Source organism: Dietzia sp. IBK-p2-15D, from assembly GCF_057773105.1.
Genome location: NZ_JBYMTK010000002.1, coordinates 378,540 through 396,449 on the forward strand (window position 1 = coordinate 378,540; position 17,910 = coordinate 396,449).

Genomic DNA, 17,910 nt, shown 5'->3' on the forward strand with positions numbered 1-17,910 from the left:
CCGCAGGCCGGAAATGGCGAACGCCCCCGTCCGCGTGGACGGGGGCGTTCCTTCTGTGCGCCCGAAGGGACTCGAACCCCTAACCTCTTGATCCGTAGTCAAGTGCTCTATCCATTGAGCTACGGGCGCAATATTCTTCTGTCGTGCCAGCTATCCGGTCACCCGGATCCCCGGCATGGCGGAGGCGAGAGGATTTGAACCTCCGGTCCCCTTTGAGGAGGACAACTCATTAGCAGTGAGTCCCATTCGGCCGCTCTGGCACGCCTCCTGGAGGCTCTGCTGAGCCAACGAGGAATTACAGTACACACAGGCCGGGCCGGTGCGCAAAACGGCCGGACACCGGGCCCGCAGGGGGTGGTCCTACCCTGTAGTCATGTCCCCCGACGTGCGCAGCGACCTCGACGCCATCCCCGCCTACATTCCGGGCGCCTCCGTGCCGGGCGCGGTCAAACTCGCGTCCAACGAGACCACCGCGGGCCCGCTGCCGAGCGTGGCGGCGGCCATCGCCGAGGCCGCGGCGGGCGCCAATCGCTACCCGGACATCACCGCCGGCGCGCTCGTCGACCGGCTCGCGGACTTCCTCGACGTGCCCACCGGGAACGTCACCGCCGGCTGCGGCTCGGTCGCCCTGTGCCAGCAACTGGTCCAGGCGGTGTGTGCACCGGGCGACGAGGTGGTCTTCGGCTGGCGCTCCTTCGAGGCGTACCCGATCATCGCCCGCATCGCCCACGCGGTCCCGATCGCGGTCCCCAACCGGGACGACGGGTCGCTGGACCTCGACGCGATCGTCGCCACCGTCACCGACCGGACCCGGCTGATCTTCGTCTGCACGCCCAACAACCCGACCGGCCCGGCGGTGACCCGCGCCGAACTCCTCGCTTTTCTCGACCGCGTCCCCGAACGGGTCACCGTGGCGCTGGACGAGGCCTACTACGAGTACATGCGATCCGAGGACCCGGTGGACGGCGTCGCCGAGGCGATGTCGCGGCCCAACGTGGTCTCGCTGCGCACCTTCTCCAAGGCCTACGGTCTGGCCGGCCTCCGTGTCGGCTACCTCGTCGGACCCGCCGAACTGGTGGTACCGGTGGCGAAGATGGTCGTCCCGTTCTCGGTGAGCTCCCTGGCGCAGGCCGCCGGAATCGCCTGCCTCGAGGCCGGGGACGAACTGCGGGCCCGCACCGACGCGGTCGTCGCCGAGCGCTCCCGCGTACGGGCTTCCCTGCTCGACATGGGGCACGCGGTCCCGGACACCCAGGCGAACTTCGTCTGGCTACCCCTCGGGGACGCCGCGGCTGATTTCGACGCCCACTGCCGCGAGCACCTGGTCGTCACCCGGTGTTTCGCCGGCGACGGAGTGCGGGTGTCCATCGGGGATCCCGAGGAAAACGACCGATTCCTCACTGCCGCCCGGCATTTCGTGACCAGAACGTAATGCTTCCGGCGGGGTCCCGTGACATCGCGAGGGCAGCATGGGCCGGGTTTGGGAGAGCAGGTCACGATCTCGCGATCCCCGGATCGCGGAACGTGCGAGCCCCCGCCCCCCTAGGAGACGATGTGCAGCAGAAGAGTTCATGGCACGAGGTGAACTCCGCAGCTATCCACACGTCCATAACGGGCCGCGTCGGGCCGGTCGCTTTCGCACTGTTCGCGGCCGTGGTCCTCGTCGCAACCCTCGCCTCCCCTCCGCGTGCCGACGCGCAGACCAGCAGTCCCTGGAGCCCGGCGGCGGAGACCCGGTCGGTCCGCATCCTGGGGATCGGGGAGTTCTCCGGTGCGCTGTCCCGGCCCGTGGGGTTCCAGGGCGAGCTCCGTGACGGCTCGGGCAACGTCCGCCCCGCCGGTGGCGGGCCACACCTCGCGGCCACGGTCGGAAAGTTGCGCGACCAGGCCGAGGATTCACTGCTGTTCGCCACCGGCGACTCGATCGGCGGGACCGCCCCCGAGGCCGCGTTGCTGGGTGACCGAGCGACCATCGAGTACTTCAACCGGCTCGATGTGGACGGGGCCGGCGTGGGACGACGCGAACTCGAGAAGGGCGCCGACCACGTCCGATCCCTGGTCACGCCGGGGTGCGCGACCGAGCGGGATTGCCGCGTCGATCCCCCGCTCCCGCCGTTCCGTGGGGCGGCGTTCCCGTTCCTGGCATCCAACGCCATCCCGTCGCCCGATTCGGCCCCCACCTTCCCCTTCGCGATCCACCGAGTCGGTGACGTCCGGGTGGGGGTCGTGGCGGTGACCTCCCCGTCGACGTCCGTCCCGGAGACGACCACGCGGTTGACCGACCCCCTCCGCGCGATCGACGAGACCGTGGAGTCACTGCGGTTCCTGGGCGTGGAGGCGATCGTCGCCATGGTCCAGTCCGACGCCGTCCACGACAATCTCGATCCGGCGGCCTGCCCCGACGAGCTCACCGAGTTGGACCTGGTCAAGCAGCTCAACCCCGCCGTGGACGCCCTGATCGTGGGAGCCTCCGGCGGCCCGGCCACCTGCCGTGTCTTCGACTCGGACAACGACGAGCGCGTCGTCGTGGCCCCCGCGTCCCACGGCCGGTCCGTCACCGTCGTCGACCTGGCGGTCGACCCCTCCACTGGCGACGTGATCCGGCCCCAGACGTCGGTGTTCAACCAGACGGTCAACCTCGACATAGAACCCGACGCCGGGACCGAGGAGCTCGTACGCCAGGCCCAGGCCGCTGCGGCACCGCAAGCCCGCGAGGTCATCGGCACCGCCGACGAGACCATCGAGCGGGCCATGGATGCGAACGGTGAGTCACCACTGGCGGATCTCATCGCGGACGGCCAGCTCCACGCCGCCCGGGGTCGGGGCGCCGAGCTGGCCCTGTCCAACCCGGACTCCCTGCGCACCGACCTCCCCGCCGGGCCCCTCGACTACGCCGACCTGCACACCGTGCAGCCCTACGGGGATCGCCTCTACCTGGTCACCGTGACCGGGGAGGAACTCCACGCGGCCTTCGACCACTTCGCCGACGACATCGGCCGCAACGGCCCCGCGGTCTCGTCGAACGTCCGCTATACCGTCGACCTCCGCCGCCCGCCAGGAGCCCGGGTGTCGGAGATCCTGGTCGACGACGAGCCCGTCGACCCCCGGCGCGAGTACACCGTCGTGGTGAACGAGTTCCTCTCCTCCCCCGAGTGGGACGGCTCGGTCCTGGCCGAACGCGGCGACCGCCGCGAGGCCGGGGTGACCGATCTCGACGCACTGCGTCGCTACGTGGCCGAGGAGGGCCCGCTGAGCACCCCCGAGACCGGCCGGATCAGCGTCGTCGGCTGACACGACCTGACAGTCGCACCGGCTGGCCGCGTGCCGTGCTCGGCACGGCACGCCGGGGGCCGACACGGGGGGCACCTCTCAGCACCGCGGGCCTGGCAAAGAGTAAGATCAGCTTCACTCTCCGCGATTCCGGACGACCCCGCCCCAGTGCACCGTGCCCACCCAAGGAGAAAAAAGGTACTCCGCCTTATCGACTCCTGAGGAAGTGGTGGCCATGTCGTCGCGAAGACCCGTCGTGGGACCGGGGCACGTCCTCATGCGTGGCGCGGCCCTGGTGGGCGCCGCACTCACCCTTGTCGGCTGCATGACGACGACCGCCGTTCCGCAGGTGGACCCGACTTTTGCGGGAACCGTCCGACTGGACGAGGTCACGGTCCAGCGCTTCGAGTACCCGACCCGGGATTCCGACGCCGATCCCGAACAGAACTGGGCGGACCTGTACCTGCCGTCCGGGGCCCAGGGGGTCGACACCATCCCGCTCGCGGTCCTCATCCACGGAGGGGCGTGGCAGAACCAGCTGGGTGCGGACATCTTCGACCCCCTGGCGCGCGAATTGGCGAGCCGCGGAATGGCGGTCTACAACGTGGAGTACCGCCGGGTCGGGTCCGGCGGCGGCTGGCCCGTCACCTTCCGGGACATCGCGGACGCGCTCGACCACGTGGTCGAGGTGGACCGGCGCTTCCCCCAGATCACGACCGATGACGAAGTGGTGGTGGGCCACAGCGCGGGCGCCCAACTCGCCGTGTGGGGCGGCACCCGCCACCTGCTCGAGGACGGCGAGGTGGGCTCCGAGCCCGCGTTCCGGCCCACGCGCGTGATCTCGATCGCCGGACCACTGGACATGGTCTATGCAGCGAACCACGGGGACGACAGGATCGTCACGGCGATCGGCGGGACGCCCTCCGAGTTCCCGTGGCGGTACGCGTCGGTGGACCCCATCCAGAACATCGACACCGGCACACCGGTCGTCGCGATCCACGGCAACCGGGACGCGGCCGTCTCGGCGGAGAACTCCCGGCGCTACGTCGACGAGGTCACCCGCCGGGGAGGACGCGCCAAACTGGTCCTGCTCGAGGGTGAGGACCACGTCTCGATCGTCTCGGGAAAGTCCCGCTCGTACCCGCGGGTGCTCGAGATCATCCGCTACGTCGCGGCAGCGGACCTGCAGGAGACGACCGCCTGAGCCGGCCCTCGGTGACGAATTCCCGGCATCTCGGCCCCGTGCGGTGACCAGCCCGAGCGGCGGGGCTGACGTCTGCCCCGGGTCGGCGTAAGCTTCTGCCGATGACCGTTCGAGTGACCACGCACGACGTCACCTGTCAGCGGTGCGGAGCGCCTGTCCCCGCTAGCACCCCTCAGCGGTTCTGGCTAGGACCTCGCCCCAACTGCGTCGAGTGCGACGAGCGGGCTCTGGAGAACTACGGCAACTACAAGCGTCGGTGCATCGAGCACAACGAACGCCGTCGCCGGGAGCTCGAAGACTAAGGCCTCTGACACGACAGTGACACGAGCCCCAATACCGGCCCCGTAAATCCCCCTGAACTGGAAGTTCTTTGAGCTAGTGCGGAAGTGGAGGGATTTGAACCCCCGGTGCTGTTTAGGCACGCTCGCTTTCAAGGCGAGTGCATTCGGCCGCTCTGCCACACTTCCCCGCCGCCTGCCGCGACACGCACGACCGCGTGGTTCCACGTGGAACCCGCGTTGACGACGCCGTTCATCGTAGTGGACCGCCGGCGTGCGCACCCAGCCCGCCTGCCCTCGGGTCTCATCCCGGCTACCGTCGGAGGACATGAAGGCAATCGCATATGACAACGGCCCCGACACCCTGCGCCTGACCGAGGTCGACGACCCGGTCGCCTCCGCCGGCGAGGTACTCATCGATGTCGCGGCCTCCGCGGTGAACCGGGCCGACCTTCTGCAGTCCAGGGGCCACTACCCGCCGCCTCCCGGCGCCTCCGAGATCCTCGGCCTCGAGTGCTCGGGCCGCATCTCCGCGGTCGGCGAGGGCGTGGAGGGCCTGGCGGTGGGCGACGAGGTGTGCGCGCTACTGGCCGGCGGCGGGTACGCGGAGAAGGTCGCCGTCCCGGCCGGTCAGGTCATGCCGGTCCCCGCCGGGGTCTCGCTCCACGAGGCCGCGTCCCTCCCGGAGGTGGCGTGCACCGTGTGGTCGAACCTGGCCATGACGGGAGGGCTCGGCCGCGGCGTCCTGGCCGCGCAGGCCCGATGGGGCGACACGGACCTCGGTGCCCCGCGTGTGCTGATCCACGGCGGCGCCGGCGGCATCGGCTCGCACGCGATCCAGGTGTGCCGCGCCCTCGGGGCCCGCGTGGCCACCACCGCGGGCGGGCCGGAGAAGGTGCAGATGTGCCGCGAACTGGGCGCGGACCTGGTGATCGACTACCGGGACGAGGACTTCGTCGAACGAGTCAGGGACTGGACCGACGACGACGAGCGCGGCCGCGGCGTCGACCTGATCCTGGACGTGATGGGCGCGAAGTACCTGGAGAAGAACATCGCGTCCCTGGCGCCGGACGGTCGCGTCATCGTCATCGGCCTCCAGGGCGGGGTCAAGGGTGAGCTCAACCTGGGCCGGTTGCTGCCCAAGCGTGCCGGCATCCTCGCGACCAACCTCCGGGCCCGACCCGCGGACGGCCCCGGCGGCAAGACCGGCATCTGCCGGGAGGTCGTCGACCAGGTGTGGCCGATGGTCGCAGCAGGGGACGTCACCACCCGGGTCTCCCGCGAAATCCCGCTCGACCGGGCCGCAGACGCACTTGCCCTGCTGGAGTCGGGCGAGAGCCACGGCAAGATCCTGCTCACGGTCGACTGAGGCGATCCAGCAGGTCGAGGGTCTCGTCGCACCAGCCCACCCACGCCTGCTCCGCCTGGATGCCCAACTTGAGCACCTGGTGTTGGAGCGCACCCCGGACCTCAACGGGGTCGCGGTCCGCGAAGTCCTGCTCCTCGATCTCCCGGTACCGCCGCAGGTTCTCCACCCGCTGGCGGCGGTGGTACCCGAGGGCCCGCCGAAGGTCGTCCACCCTGCCCGTGGCCGCGGCCGCGCGGACACGGACCGCGAGGCTCGAGCGCATCGGTTCGGGCTCGTCGTCCTCCCCGATCCACTCCACCAGCAGGGCCCGGCCGGTGTCGGCGACGGCGAACCTCCTGGGTTGTCCCCGCCGCGGCGGTCCCTGCTGCGGCAGCTCGCGGATGAGGCCCGCGGACGCCAGCCGATCGAGCTCGCGATAGATCTGCTGGTGGGTCGCGGGCCAGAAGTACCCGATCGACTTGTCGAACCGGCGGGCGAGTTCGATGCCGCTGCCCTCCCGCTCGGTGAGGGAGGTGAGGATCGCGAACTTCAGCGACATCGGGTCAGCGGGTCGCGGGCAGACCCGCGGTGAGGGCCGCCACCGCGTCGTCGTACTCGGACCGCAGCCGCTCGACCAGCTCGCGGACGGGCCCGACCGAGTCCACCGCGCCCACGCCCTGACCGGCGCCCCAGATGTCGCGCCACGCCTTGGAGTCGGTGGTCCCCCCGGAGCCGAAGTCCATGGCCGAGGGATCGGACTCGGGCAGATCGTCGGGGTTCAGGCCGGCGGCCTCGATACTGCCCCGCAGGTAGTTTCCGTGGATACCGGTGAAGAGGTTGCTGTAGACGATGTCGCCGGCGCCGCTGTCGACGATCATCTGCTTGTAGGCGTCGGTGGCGCGGGACTCCTCGGTCGCGAGGAACGCCGAACCCACGTAGGCGAGGTCGGCACCGGCCGCCTGCGCGGCGAGGATCGAGCGACCGTGGGCGATGGCCCCGGACAGCAGCAGCGGGCCGTCGAACCACTCGCGGATCTCGCTGATCAGCGCGAACGGAGACTGGGTGCCGGCGTGTCCCCCGGCGCCCGCGGCGACCGCGACGAGCCCGTCCGCCCCCTTCTCGACGGCCTTGCGGGCGAACCGGTCGTTGATCACGTCATGCAGGACGATGCCGCCGTACGAATGTACGGCCTCGTTGACCTCCTCGCGCGCGCCGAGGGAGGTGATGACGATCGGCACCTCGTGCTCGACCACGGTGGCCAGGTCCTGCTCGAGCCGATCATTGGAGCGATGGACGATCTGGTTAACCGCGAACGGGGCGACGTACCGGTCGGGATTCGCGGCGGCGAACGCCTCGTTGCTCTCCCTGACCTGCTCGATCCACTCGGCCAGCGCCGACTGCGGCCGCGCGTTGAGCGCCGGGAACGACCCGATCACCCCCGCCTGACACTGCGCGGCCACCAGCTCGGGGCCGGAGTAGATGAACATCGGCGAGGCGACCACCGGGACGGTGAGCGGGCCGGCGAGCACGGAGGGAAGGGCCATGAGCAGTCCTGTCGTAAGCGGGGCGGAGCAGACTTCTCCCCCGACCGTACGGTCGCGCCAGCGTTCATGCAACTAGTTGCACAAAGCGGTTGTGTCGCCCTCAGCGGCCGGGCCGGTAGATCTCCCGGGCGAGGCGCTCCGCGCCCTCCACGAGCGCGGCGACGGCGGCCGGATCGATGCCGCCCGCCGCGGGCACCCCGGAGACGACGGAGCGCGGGTCCTCGTCCGCCGGCACCGAAGTCCACTGCGACCCGGCAGCGAGCAGCGAACCGTGCTTGACGTCGTAGTAGGCGGACCCCGACCGCAGTGCTACCCCGGAGGCCCCGCGGGCCGCCGCGAAGAGATGCGGATGGAAACGGGTGGTCAACCACACCTGTCCCGGCCGGGCGGGCAGACCCGTTGCCCACAGTTCCTGGAACGGCACGAAACGCGCGCGGGGCAACCGCAGGTCGGCCAGGGCGCGGCCCACCTCGTCGTCGTCGCCGTCTCCACCCTCCCCACCGCCGGCACCGGACGCGGCCGCCGCGCGCGCACACACCCTGTCCCACACCACCCGGTCCCCTCCGGGGATCGACTCGACGACGGTGATCCGCTCGCCCGGCACCGCCCACGCCGCGAGGATCCGCGCGATGGTGTCCGCGAGGACCTCCGGCTCCACCAGGTCGGACTGGGCGCACAGCACCAGGTCGCGGCACGCGTCCGGGTCGGGCGAGTAGACGGGGTGGTCGCCGGCCTCGACGACACCCGCCGCCGACAGGGCGAGCCAGCCGTCGTCGGCCACGTGGCGGACCGGCACCCCCGTGCCCGCGAGGAGCTCGAACGAGTCGGCGTCACGGACGGTGACCAGGTCGTAGTCGCGCAACGCCCCCGCCAACCGTCCGGCGTCCCCGCACGGCACGAACCCCTGACCGGTGGCCACCACGCGCGCGCCCGCCGCCCGGCCGGCCTCCCCCGCCGCCGCGGCCACGCCCAGGTGATGCGGCCACAGGTCGTTGACATAGCCGCCGCCGATGAGGTGCACGACCGACGCGCTGCGTAGCAGGTCGATTCCCGTGGCCAGCGCCGGACGCAGCCCGGGGTCGCCCATCGCGGCGCGGCAGAACCCGATCGCCTCGTCGGCGCCGGTGTGCTCGGAGGCCAGGCGCCACAGGGTGTCGGTGAAGAGCACGTCCGGGTGCTCGGAATGGTGCAGGACCGCCGCCTGGCCGGGCGTGTGGCAGTCCACCACGACGGGCGTCCCCGGCAGTGCGTGCCGCAGGTAGCGCAGCCACCCCGCCAACAGCTGCTCGTCGCCGTGGTTGGGGTGACCGGCCGGAGCGACGAGGTACACGGGCCGGTGGCCCTCCCGCGGCCGGCCCCACCGCGCGTCCGCGGTGGCGCGCACGGCGTCGAGCCGGCGTCGGGCCCGTCGTCTCAGGCGGGCGGCGGGCGCGGCTCGGCGAGTCGGCGTCATGACGTCAACCCTGCCGCACCCCCGTGGGGCCCCGCCGCCCGGGTCAGACCGCCGCCGGCCGCCGGACCGGACTGGGGGTCAGATCGGTGGGATCAGATCCGCACGAGCATCTTGCCCACGTTCGCGCCCTTCATCAGATCGAGGAACGCGTCGACCGAGTTGTCGATGCCGTCGACGACGGTCTCGTCGAACACGATCTCGCCCGAGGCGACCCACGGGCCGACCTTCTCCGCGAACTCCTTGAACAGATGCATGTACTTGTTCACCGTGAAGCCCTGCAGGGTGAGGCCGCGGGTGATGGCGTGCCACATGTTGTCCGGCCCCGGCGCACGCTCGGTGGCGTTGTACGAACTGATCGCGCCGCACAGGGCCAGTCGGCCCCCGTCGTTCATCAGGTCGAGCGCGGCCTCGAGGTGGTCACCGCCCACGTTGTCGAAGTAGACGTCGATACCCTCACCGTCGCGGGCGCCGAAGTGCCCCCGCAGGAGCTCACGGACCGAGCCGTCCTTGTAATTGATCGCGGCGTCGAAGCCATAGCGCTCCGTGCACGTGGCGACCTTCTCCGCGCTGCCGGCCGAGCCGATGATCTTGGACGCGCCCTCGCGCCTGGCGATCTGGCCCACCGCGGAGCCGACGGAACCCGCCGCACCCGAGACGAACACCGACTCGCCCGCCCGGAACCGTCCGATGTGCATGAGCCCCACGTACGCCGTGAGTCCGGTGGTGCCGAGGATGCCCAGGTACGCCGAGACCGGCACGCCGTCGATCTCGTCCACCACGCGGAACTGCCGACCGTCGGCCTGCGCGACGTCGCGCCACCCCAGGTCGTGCAGGACCACCGCACCGACGGGGTGGGCGTCGGACCGCGACTCGACGACACGCCCCACCGCGGCGCCGGTCATGGTCTCGTCGAGCTCGAACGGCGGGATGTAGGAGCGCCCCTCGTTCATGCGGCCACGCATGTAGGGATCCACGGAGACGTACTCGTTGGCCACCCGCACCTCGCCCTCGGCGAGCTCGGGCAGGTCGACGGTGACCGTGCGGAAGTTGTCGTGGGTCGGCCATCCGCGGGGGCGGCTGGCGAGCTGGATCTGCGTACTGGTCGTCATCTCTACTGTCTACGCGCACTCGCTGCGGGGCTGCCACCGCCGGCCGCTCTAGTAGGCTTCCCGATCGTGCAGGACCAGTCCCTTCCCGATCCCACCTCGGCGACGCTCCCCGACGAGCGCGTGCGCGGTGAGATCGTCAACGACTCCCACACCTTCCGCCGGGCCGTCGCCGACCTGCGGCAGGGGCTCAGCCAGCGCGAGCTGTGGTTGTCCCTGGGCTGGCAGGACATCAAACAGCGCTACCGGCGGTCCACGCTCGGACCCCTGTGGATCACCATCGCCACCGGCGTCATGGCCGTCGCACTCGGCCTGCTGTACTCGATCCTCTTCCAGATCCCGCTCGCCGAGTTCCTCCCGCACGTCACCGTGGGCCTCATCATGTGGGGCTTCATCTCCGGGTGCATCAAGGAGGGCTCCGAGGTCTTCATCGCCAACGAGGGCCTGATCAAGCAGCTGCCCAGCGCGTTGAGCGTCCACGTCTACCGCCTGGTCTGGCGGCAGTTCCTGTTCCTGTGCCACAACCTGGTGATCTGGGTGGTGCTCATGCTGGTCTTCCCGCGCCCACTGGGCTGGGACCTGCTGCTGTCCGTCCTGGGACTGGCGGTGCTCATGATCAACGGCGTCTGGGTGGCCATGCTGTTCGGCATCCTCGCCACCCGGTTCCGCGACATCGCGCCGCTGCTGGACTCGATGGTGCAGCTGCTGTTCTACATGACCCCCATCGTCTGGACCACGCAGACGCTCTACGAGCAGGGCGGGGAGATCGCCGAGCGGGCCCGGATCGCCGAGCTCAACCCGCTCTACCACTACCTCGAGATCGTCCGCGCCCCCATGCTCGGGGAACCCACCGCCGCCTATCACTGGTGGATCGTCCTGGGCTGCACCGCCGTCGGCCTGGTCCTCGCGTTCGTGGCCCTGCGCCAGTTCCGCTCCCGAGTCCCGTACTGGGTGTAGGAGATATATCCCATGAGCTCCGCTGTCCCCACGCCCGGCGGCGTGTCCATCGACTGCGTGGACGCCTGCGTCGACTTTCCGATCTTCGACGCCAAGTCGCGATCGCTCAAGAAGGCCGTGCTGGGATCCGCCGGCGGCGCGATCGGCCGGAACGCGTCCAACGTCGTCGTCGTCGAGGCCCTCAAGGACATCACCCTCTCCCTCCGGGAGGGCGACCGCATCGGGCTGGTCGGACACAACGGGGCCGGCAAGTCCACGCTGCTTCGCCTGCTCTCCGGCATCTACGAGCCCACCCGCGGGGCGGCCCGGATCCGCGGTCGCGTGGCGCCGGTCTTCGACCTGGGCGTCGGCATGGACCCGGAGATCTCGGGCTACGAGAACATCATCATCCGCGGGTTGTTCCTCGGGCAGACGCGCAAGCAGATGAAGGCGAAGGTCGAGGAGATCGCCGACTTCACCGAGCTCGGCGAGTATCTCGACATGCCGCTGCGCACCTACTCCACCGGCATGCGGGTCCGCCTGGCGATGGGGGTGGTGACCTCCATCGACCCCGAGATCCTGCTGCTCGACGAGGGCATCGGTGCCGTCGACGCGGAGTTCATGAAGAAGGCGCGGGTCAAGCTAGCCGAGCTGGTCTCCCGCTCCGGCATCCTCGTGTTCGCGTCCCATTCCAACGAGTTCCTCGCGCAGCTGTGCGACTCGGCCATGTGGATCGACCACGGCCGGATCCGCCAGCGCGGCAGCATCGAGGAGATCGTCACCGCCTACGAGGGCCCCGAGGCCGGACGGTCCATCGGCGAGTACATCGGCAGGATGCAGCATGAGGACTGATCGGCAGCGCGGAGCGGGCGGTGCGGGCGGTGCGGGCAGCGCTGGCGACACGGGCGACACGCCCGGGCCGGACGCCCCTGAGGTGATGGGCTCGGACCTGCGCGCCCAGAATGGTCCCGACACGCAGCACAACCCCGCCGGAAGCGAGCATTCCGCCAGCGCAACCCAGCGGGGCGGGGACGGGCGGCGCGTCGTGGCCGTCGTGGTCACGCACCGCCGGCTGGAGCAGCTGCGCGCCTCGCTCGCGGTGGTGTGCGGCCAGACCCGCCCGATCGACCACCTGGTGGTGATCGACAACGCCGACGAGCAGGCCGTGCGAGAGCTCGTCGAGGCCCAGCCGGTCGAGGCCACGTACATCGGCTCGAAGCACAACCTGGGCGGCGCGGGCGGGTTCGCACTGGGGATGCTCCACGCCCTGGCCACCGGGGCGGACCTGGTGTGGTGTGCCGACGACGACGGCCGCCCCGAGGGGCCCGAGGTGCTGGCGACCCTGCTGGGCTGCATGGACCGCCACGGACTGGCCGAGGTGTCGCCGGTGGTGTGCGACCTCGACGATCCCGACCGTCTGGCGTTCCCGCTGCGGCGCGGCCTGGTGTGGCGACGACACCGCTCCGAGCTGTTCACCGACGGCGGGACCGGTGGCGAGGCGGGCGGCGAGGCGGGCGGCGAGGCGGGCGGGGCTGCGGCGCCGCCCGAGGACCTGCTGCCCGGCATCGCGTCGCTGTTCAACGGCGCGCTGTTCACCGCCGACTGCCTGGACCGGGTGGGCGTTCCGGACCTACGCCTGTTCATCCGCGGCGACGAGGTGGAGGTGCACCGCCGGCTCGTCCGCTCGGGCCAACCCTTCGGCACCTGCCTGACCACCGCTTACCTGCACCCGCAGGGCTCGGACGAGTTCAAGCCGATCCTCCGCGGCCGGATGCACACCCAGTTCCCGGACGACCCGGTCAAGCGCCACTTCACCTACCGCAACCGCGGGTACGTGCTCACCCAGCCCGGCAATCGGCGACTCATCCCCCAGGAGATCCTGCGCTTCGGCTGGTACTTCCTGGTGACGAGGCGCGACCCGGCGGGCCTGCGCGAGTGGCTGCGTCTGCAGCGGATGGGCGCCGGCGAGCGGTTCGACAAGCCCGGCGGCTGACCCACGAAATCCGCTACTGCGAATCCGGATCCGCTATGCCGATTGGACTCGCGGATCCCGAGGCGGAGTAGCGGATTTTGGCAGGATGGGTCCATGACCGACTGGATCGCCCTGCAGTCCCGCGCCGCCGACCTCTACGACGAGGTCCTGCCCGCCATCACCGACTGGGACGCCGCCACGCCCTGCAGCGACTGGACGGCGCACGAGGTGCTGGCCCACGTGGTCGATGAGCAATTGTGGGTGCCGGGGCTGTTGGCCGGCGGCACCGTCGACGAGGTGGCCGACGATCTGGAGGACCGCCTGCGTCGCCTCCACGAGGCGACCGGGCCGGAGCTGGTCACCGACTGGCACGCGATCCGTCCGCCGGTGGCGGCGGCGTGGCGGGGGACCCCGGACGACGACGAGGTGCACCTGTCCTACGGGCTGGCGCCCGCGAAGCACTACCTGGCGCAACAGGTGTTCGACCTCGCCGTCCACGCGTGGGATCTCGCCGTCTCCCAGCGGATCGACCTACGGTGGGGCGACGAGCTCGACCGGGCCGTGCTGGAGTTCGTCCGGGCGGATCTCGCCGACAACCCGGCCCCGGAACTCTTCGATCCCCCGGTGCCCGGTTACGAGGGGCCGGACGTCCCCGCCCGGGACACGGCGCTGGCGCTGACCGGACGCGATCCCGGGGCGTGGCCCGTCAGGCCTCTCTGAGAGCAGCCATCGGGCACTTCGCGACGGCCTTCCGTGCCCGCTTCTCGTGCTCCTCGGGGACCTCGTCGACGATGACGCGCACCACCTCGTCGTCGTCCCCCAGCTCGAACACCGCGGGGGCGAGCCCGACGCACACCGCCTGGCCCTCGCACCGGTCCGGATCCACGATGATCCTCATGACGTGCCTCCTCGTCGTCGGCCACGATCGGTTCCGTGGTCGGACACCTGAAGTTAGACAAATCAGTGCCTTTTGTCTAGAGAATTCGCGGTTTCGTCACCGGATCGCAGCCGCCCCGAACTGACCCGCCGGTAAGTTAAGCTCGCCCGTGCCCAAGACGCTGCTGCACCGATACACCTCGAGCCCCCGGGCGTTCCCGGTCCTGGCCTCGCTCTATCCACCCCTGTTGGGCTCGGGGATCCGTATCCGTCACGTCGCGCCGGACTGGACCCGCGGGGAACTCGACATGCACGTGGCCCCGTGGACGGCCAACACCAACGGCACCGCGTTCGGCGGCGCGCTGTTCGCCGCCACCGACGTGCTCTACGGGGCGCTGCTGTCCGGGCAGCTCGGCACCGGCTTCCAGGTGTGGACCAAGTCCGCGACGATCGACTTCCGTACCCCCGGACGCGGTCGTCTGCGGTGCGTCGTGGAGGTCCCCCGCGTGGAGGCCGACTCCATCCGTGAGCAGCTGACCGCGCGGCCCCGGACGAGCATCGTCCACACGGCCCTGGTCACCGACGCCCGCGGCGGGACGGTCGTGGAGGCCCGGCACACGATGTCGATCCGCCGCAGGGATTGACGGGCAGCGGTCAGAGACCTCCGCCGGGGGTCTCCCGCCGCCGGACACGGGTAGGATAATCCGGTCCCAGGCCCTCCCCGGAAAGGAACCCCCGTTGGGAGCCACCCCGCTCGCATGGTCGTTGTCAGTCGGCCTCATCATCGCCCTGTTGCTGTTCGACTACTTCTTTCACGTGCGCAAGGAGCACATCCCCACCCTCAAGGAGTCGGCCATCTGGTCCGCGCTCTACGTGGGGATCGCCCTGATCTTCGGCGGCGTGGTGTGGATCTTCGGCGGCACAGACATGGGCGTGGAGTACTTCGCCGGGTACATCACCGAGAAGGCGCTCTCGGTGGACAACCTGTTCGTGTTCCTGCTGCTGCTCACCAGTTTCAAGGTGCCGCGTGCGGGCCAGCAGAAGGCACTGCTGTTCGGCATCGTGTTCTCGATCATCGCGCGGACCGCGTTCATCTTCGTGGGCGCCGCGCTGCTCAACAAGTTCGCCGTCCTGTTCTACATCTTCGGCCTGTTCCTCATCGTCACCGCCGGACGTCTGCTGGCCGAGGACGACGAGGACGACGACGCCGACAACGTGGTGGTGCGCCTGGCCAAGCGATTCATCCCGGCCACCGACCACTACGACCACGACAAGCTGTTCACCATCGAGAACGGCAAGCGCGTCATGACGCCGATGATGATCGTCATGGTCGCCATCGGCGGCACCGACATCATGTTCGCGCTGGATTCGATCCCCGCGATCTTCGGTCTCACCCAGAACGTCTTCATCGTCTTCACCGCCACCACGTTCTCGCTGCTCGGCCTGCGCCAGCTGTACTTCCTGCTCGACGGCCTGCTCGACCGGCTCGTCTACCTCAAGTACGGGCTGGCCGCGATCCTCGGCTTCATCGGCGTCAAGCTCATCCTCCACGCCCTGCACGAGAACAACCTCCCGTTCATCAACGGTGGCGAGCACGTGGACGTGGTGGAGGTCCCCACGTTCCTCTCGCTGGGCATCATCGTTGGTGTGCTCGTGGTGACGGTCCTCGGCTCCCTGCTCAGCCCGGCCGGCAAGGCGCTCACGGTGCTCGGCAACCTCAAGCGACACTCGCTCGAATACCTCGACAAGGACTTCGTCGACGATCCGGTCGAGCGGGCGAAGCTGTGGGCGAAGATCGTCGAGAACGAGGATAAGCTCAAGGACATCGAGCGCAAGTACTTCGGCAGCGAGGGCGACGTGTGGGAGCTTGAGCAGCTCCTGCGGAGGGTCTGGGACGAGCAGGGCCGCTACGAGAAGGCGACCGACTACACCCGCTGACGCCGGCGGCGGGGCCGGGACTTACCGGGGCTTCCTCACCGGGGTTCCTGACCCGGGCTCCTCACCAGGGGCTGCCGGACCACATGCCGTGCGGATCCACCGCGCCGTCCTCGCGCAACGGGGACCGGACCTCCGTCGATGGCCAGCGCGACCTCAGCACCGCCGCCGCGCGGTGACCGACCGCCCGGCCGGCGGGGGGTGTGGTGGAAGAAGCGAACGCGGCCGGCCCGGCGGACAGATCGGCCGGGGCGAGCGCGCGGGCACCGCCCGGGGAGCCGGGGCCGCCCGGGGAGCCGGGGCCGCGGACGACGATCACCGTCCAGCCGGCCCGCCGCAAGTGCTCGCGATAGCGTTCGGCGGGTCTGCCGAACGACGGGGCCCGCCCGCCGGGCGTGAACACCACGCACCGGTCGAAGGGATCGGCGAGCGGTAACTCCACCGTGAAGTGGCCCAGCCGGACCGTGTGCCCGTGCCCGAACGTCCCGCACCCCGCCGCCGCCAGCACGAGCCGGGCCCGGGTCGACGCGGCCGATCCCGAGAGCGGATCCGCCGCCCCGGCGACCTCGCGGAAGGCCCTCGCGCCCCGGCCGGCGGGATGCCCGGCGGCCCCCGACAACTGGCCCGGCAGTTCGGGCAGCATCCCGCACAGTCGCTCCACCGCGACGACCGCGTCCTCGAACGTCAGATCTCCCGACAGGTCCCGGCAGGTCCGCAGCGGGGTGGTGACTCGCAGCCCGTCGATCTCCGTGACAGCGGACGGGGGCATCGAACCGTAGCGGTACACCCTGCCCGGGCGCGACCTGCGCGTCGACGGCAGCCAGATCTCCGGAGGCGCACCCGCCGGCGCGGAGTCGTCGCCCCACAGCAGGGCGGCACTGCGCCCGCGCAAGATCCCCTCGGGCCAGGCCCGCGCCAACGCGACGCTGCGCAGCCGGAGATCATCCGGCTGGTCCTCCCGCCGGTACATCCCGTGCCAGATCCGACGGTAGCGCGCGCGACCGGCCGGGTCTGGCACGGCGGCCGCGAGTTCGGCCGTGGTCAGCGGGCCGGGCGGCGGGTCGTCGCCGGTGATGATCGGGTCGGTGTGGCCGAGTGCGGAGGTGTCCATGCCCACACTCTGCGGCACGCCACCGCCGGGACTCTGTCGGAAACACCGGCCCCGTGGCCCGCCTGTGGACAGGTCGGGCCTGTGGATTGACGCCGCTCGGGCGCGGGGAGCCCTAGGGGTGGTGCTCGCCGAGATACGCGTCAAACACCTGCTCCGGGGGGCCACCGCGGTGCAGGAACTGCTGGTCCAGCGTCACCGCGAGCCGCTCCAGCGCCACTGCGAGCTGGCGGCGACCCAGCTCCACGGCGGCCGGCGACCCCACCGGGCCGGGTTCGGACAGTCGCACCGCGCCGGCCAGCTGTCGTGGCAGGGACAGGTCCGCGGACTGCTCGCGGAAGTAGAAGCCCTCGGAGTGCTGGAAGAAGTCGATCCGGACCTCCTCGACCCTGTCGGCCACGGCCGTCAACTGTGCACACACCGGCTCCGTCGGCAGGTCCGGGATTCGCCCCGCGAAGTCGACCTCGTCCAGACGCGACAGTTCCTGCGCCAACGCCCGCCGTCGCAACAAGGGCGGATACACCTGGTTGAACCAGGTCAGGGCTCCGGTCAGCAGGGCGAACCCCGTCAACGCCTGGAACGGTGTGATCCACCGGACCCACGAATCGGAGGGGACCATGTCGCCGAACCCGAGGGTCGCCAGCGTGACGAACGAGAAGTACAGGGCCTCGACGAACGCCGGGAGCGTGTTCGAATCGATCCCGTCGGAGTAGGTGAAGTCCGCTGGCACGTGCGGGTAGTAGATCACTCCCCAGCCCAGTCCCTGGAGCAGCACCCACAGCAGGATGACCGTCACCAGGGCCGCCGGTCCCACCGCGATGAGCGCCACGCCCACCACCGTCAACACGATCTCGACCATCACCCCACCCTAAGCGGCGAG

The 17,910-nt window shown here is 70.5% G+C and carries 18 protein-coding genes and 3 tRNA genes; 11 read left to right on the plus strand and 10 right to left on the minus strand.

What is annotated here, in order from left to right:
* Positions 1-56: 56 nt before the first annotated feature.
* Positions 57-129 (minus strand) — tRNA-Arg (locus tag AC3DEV_RS04690).
* 47 nt (positions 130-176) lie between these two features.
* Positions 177-268: transfer RNA gene (locus tag AC3DEV_RS04695), tRNA-Ser, on the minus strand.
* A gap of 105 nt (positions 269-373) precedes the next feature.
* Here AC3DEV_RS04695 and AC3DEV_RS04700 point away from each other — a divergent pair.
* From AC3DEV_RS04700 to AC3DEV_RS04715, 4 genes are all read left to right on the plus strand, one after another.
* Positions 374-1,432: a pyridoxal phosphate-dependent aminotransferase gene (locus AC3DEV_RS04700; RefSeq protein ID WP_096906230.1), complete on the plus strand. Its 1,059-nt coding sequence runs from the start codon at positions 374-376 to the stop codon at positions 1,430-1,432.
* A gap of 221 nt (positions 1,433-1,653) precedes the next feature.
* Positions 1,654-3,291 carry a bifunctional metallophosphatase/5'-nucleotidase gene (locus AC3DEV_RS04705; protein WP_488371434.1) on the plus strand — a complete coding sequence of 546 codons (1,638 nt, stop codon included), beginning with the start codon at positions 1,654-1,656 and terminating at the stop codon, positions 3,289-3,291.
* A gap of 256 nt (positions 3,292-3,547) precedes the next feature.
* Positions 3,548-4,474, plus strand: coding sequence for an alpha/beta hydrolase family protein (locus tag AC3DEV_RS04710; protein ID WP_488371496.1), 927 nt, complete (start codon positions 3,548-3,550; stop codon positions 4,472-4,474).
* Between the two features lie 101 nt (positions 4,475-4,575).
* Positions 4,576-4,776: a hypothetical protein gene (locus AC3DEV_RS04715; protein ID WP_488371435.1), complete on the plus strand. Its 201-nt coding sequence runs from the start codon at positions 4,576-4,578 to the stop codon at positions 4,774-4,776.
* 79 nt (positions 4,777-4,855) lie between these two features.
* Here the strand turns inward: AC3DEV_RS04715 and AC3DEV_RS04720 are convergent.
* A tRNA-Ser gene (locus tag AC3DEV_RS04720) sits at positions 4,856-4,941 on the minus strand.
* A gap of 139 nt (positions 4,942-5,080) precedes the next feature.
* Here AC3DEV_RS04720 and AC3DEV_RS04725 point away from each other — a divergent pair.
* Positions 5,081-6,121: an NAD(P)H-quinone oxidoreductase gene (locus AC3DEV_RS04725; protein WP_488371436.1), complete on the plus strand. Its 1,041-nt coding sequence runs from the start codon at positions 5,081-5,083 to the stop codon at positions 6,119-6,121.
* Here the strand turns inward: AC3DEV_RS04725 and AC3DEV_RS04730 are convergent.
* The 4 genes from AC3DEV_RS04730 to AC3DEV_RS04745 all read right to left on the minus strand — a co-directional run bounded on the left by AC3DEV_RS04730 (position 6,108) and on the right by AC3DEV_RS04745 (position 10,206).
* On the minus strand, positions 6,108-6,659 hold the full coding sequence (locus tag AC3DEV_RS04730; protein ID WP_070720094.1) for a PadR family transcriptional regulator: 552 nt from the start codon (positions 6,657-6,659) through the stop codon (positions 6,108-6,110). The genes AC3DEV_RS04725 and AC3DEV_RS04730 overlap by 14 nt on opposite strands.
* Before the next feature lie 4 nt (positions 6,660-6,663).
* Entirely contained in the window at positions 6,664-7,644 is a 981-nt protein-coding gene (locus tag AC3DEV_RS04735) for an NAD(P)H-dependent flavin oxidoreductase (protein WP_070720092.1), read from the minus strand.
* A 100-nt stretch (positions 7,645-7,744) separates the two neighbouring features.
* Positions 7,745-9,097, minus strand: coding sequence for a polysaccharide pyruvyl transferase family protein (locus tag AC3DEV_RS04740; protein WP_488371437.1), 1,353 nt, complete (start codon positions 9,095-9,097; stop codon positions 7,745-7,747).
* Positions 9,098-9,189: 92 nt separating this feature from the next.
* Entirely contained in the window at positions 9,190-10,206 is a 1,017-nt protein-coding gene (locus AC3DEV_RS04745) for an NADP-dependent oxidoreductase (RefSeq protein ID WP_488371438.1), read from the minus strand.
* Positions 10,207-10,272: 66 nt separating this feature from the next.
* On the opposite strand from AC3DEV_RS04745, the gene wzm reads away from it, so the two are divergent.
* The 4 genes from wzm to AC3DEV_RS04765 all read left to right on the plus strand — a co-directional run bounded on the left by wzm (position 10,273) and on the right by AC3DEV_RS04765 (position 13,831).
* Positions 10,273-11,160 (plus strand): galactan export ABC transporter permease subunit Wzm/RfbD, encoded by an 888-nt coding sequence (gene wzm / locus AC3DEV_RS04750; RefSeq protein WP_132062167.1) that lies wholly within the window; start codon positions 10,273-10,275, stop codon positions 11,158-11,160.
* A gap of 12 nt (positions 11,161-11,172) precedes the next feature.
* The gene (gene wzt, locus AC3DEV_RS04755; protein ID WP_488371439.1) at positions 11,173-11,991 is read left to right on the plus strand and encodes a galactan export ABC transporter ATP-binding subunit Wzt/RfbE; all 819 of its coding nucleotides are present in this window, start codon (positions 11,173-11,175) and stop codon (positions 11,989-11,991) included.
* Entirely contained in the window at positions 11,981-13,132 is a 1,152-nt protein-coding gene (gene glfT1 / locus AC3DEV_RS04760) for a galactofuranosyltransferase GlfT1 (RefSeq protein ID WP_488371440.1), read from the plus strand. The genes wzt and glfT1 overlap by 11 nt, the downstream gene beginning before the upstream one ends.
* Before the next feature lie 93 nt (positions 13,133-13,225).
* Positions 13,226-13,831: a maleylpyruvate isomerase family mycothiol-dependent enzyme gene (locus tag AC3DEV_RS04765; protein WP_067714750.1), complete on the plus strand. Its 606-nt coding sequence runs from the start codon at positions 13,226-13,228 to the stop codon at positions 13,829-13,831.
* Here the strand turns inward: AC3DEV_RS04765 and AC3DEV_RS04770 are convergent.
* Positions 13,818-14,009, minus strand: coding sequence for a ferredoxin (locus AC3DEV_RS04770; RefSeq protein WP_007633389.1), 192 nt, complete (start codon positions 14,007-14,009; stop codon positions 13,818-13,820). The genes AC3DEV_RS04765 and AC3DEV_RS04770 overlap by 14 nt on opposite strands.
* A gap of 148 nt (positions 14,010-14,157) precedes the next feature.
* Here AC3DEV_RS04770 and AC3DEV_RS04775 point away from each other — a divergent pair, with 148 nt between their 5' ends.
* Positions 14,158-14,631, plus strand: coding sequence for a PaaI family thioesterase (locus AC3DEV_RS04775; protein ID WP_472981852.1), 474 nt, complete (start codon positions 14,158-14,160; stop codon positions 14,629-14,631).
* Positions 14,632-14,725: 94 nt separating this feature from the next.
* Positions 14,726-15,925 carry a TerC/Alx family metal homeostasis membrane protein gene (locus tag AC3DEV_RS04780; protein ID WP_067714756.1) on the plus strand — a complete coding sequence of 400 codons (1,200 nt, stop codon included), beginning with the start codon at positions 14,726-14,728 and terminating at the stop codon, positions 15,923-15,925.
* A gap of 61 nt (positions 15,926-15,986) precedes the next feature.
* Here AC3DEV_RS04780 and AC3DEV_RS04785 read toward each other — a convergent pair whose 3' ends face one another.
* Entirely contained in the window at positions 15,987-17,033 is a 1,047-nt protein-coding gene (locus tag AC3DEV_RS04785; RefSeq protein ID WP_472981853.1) for a hypothetical protein, read from the minus strand.
* A 112-nt stretch (positions 17,034-17,145) separates the two neighbouring features.
* Positions 17,146-17,889, minus strand: coding sequence for a potassium channel family protein (locus AC3DEV_RS04790; RefSeq protein WP_488371441.1), 744 nt, complete (start codon positions 17,887-17,889; stop codon positions 17,146-17,148).
* Between the last annotated feature and the right edge of the window lie 21 nt (positions 17,890-17,910).

Coding starts and splice junctions, on each gene's coding strand:
- AC3DEV_RS04700 (WP_096906230.1), top strand. CDS start 374: ATGTCCCCCGACGTGCGCAGCGACCTCGACGCCATCCCCGCCTACATT.
- AC3DEV_RS04710 (WP_488371496.1), top strand. CDS start 3,548: ATGCGTGGCGCGGCCCTGGTGGGCGCCGCACTCACCCTTGTCGGCTGC.
- AC3DEV_RS04715 (WP_488371435.1), top strand. CDS start 4,576: ATGACCGTTCGAGTGACCACGCACGACGTCACCTGTCAGCGGTGCGGA.
- AC3DEV_RS04725 (WP_488371436.1), top strand. CDS start 5,081: ATGAAGGCAATCGCATATGACAACGGCCCCGACACCCTGCGCCTGACC.
- AC3DEV_RS04730 (WP_070720094.1), bottom strand. CDS start 6,659: ATGTCGCTGAAGTTCGCGATCCTCACCTCCCTCACCGAGCGGGAGGGC.
- AC3DEV_RS04735 (WP_070720092.1), bottom strand. CDS start 7,644: ATGGCCCTTCCCTCCGTGCTCGCCGGCCCGCTCACCGTCCCGGTGGTC.
- AC3DEV_RS04740 (WP_488371437.1), bottom strand. CDS start 9,097: ATGACGCCGACTCGCCGAGCCGCGCCCGCCGCCCGCCTGAGACGACGG.
- AC3DEV_RS04745 (WP_488371438.1), bottom strand. CDS start 10,206: ATGACGACCAGTACGCAGATCCAGCTCGCCAGCCGCCCCCGCGGATGG.
- wzt (WP_488371439.1), top strand. CDS start 11,173: ATGAGCTCCGCTGTCCCCACGCCCGGCGGCGTGTCCATCGACTGCGTG.
- glfT1 (WP_488371440.1), top strand. CDS start 11,981: ATGAGGACTGATCGGCAGCGCGGAGCGGGCGGTGCGGGCGGTGCGGGC.
- AC3DEV_RS04765 (WP_067714750.1), top strand. CDS start 13,226: ATGACCGACTGGATCGCCCTGCAGTCCCGCGCCGCCGACCTCTACGAC.
- AC3DEV_RS04770 (WP_007633389.1), bottom strand. CDS start 14,009: ATGAGGATCATCGTGGATCCGGACCGGTGCGAGGGCCAGGCGGTGTGC.
- AC3DEV_RS04785 (WP_472981853.1), bottom strand. CDS start 17,033: ATGGACACCTCCGCACTCGGCCACACCGACCCGATCATCACCGGCGAC.
- AC3DEV_RS04790 (WP_488371441.1), bottom strand. CDS start 17,889: ATGGTCGAGATCGTGTTGACGGTGGTGGGCGTGGCGCTCATCGCGGTG.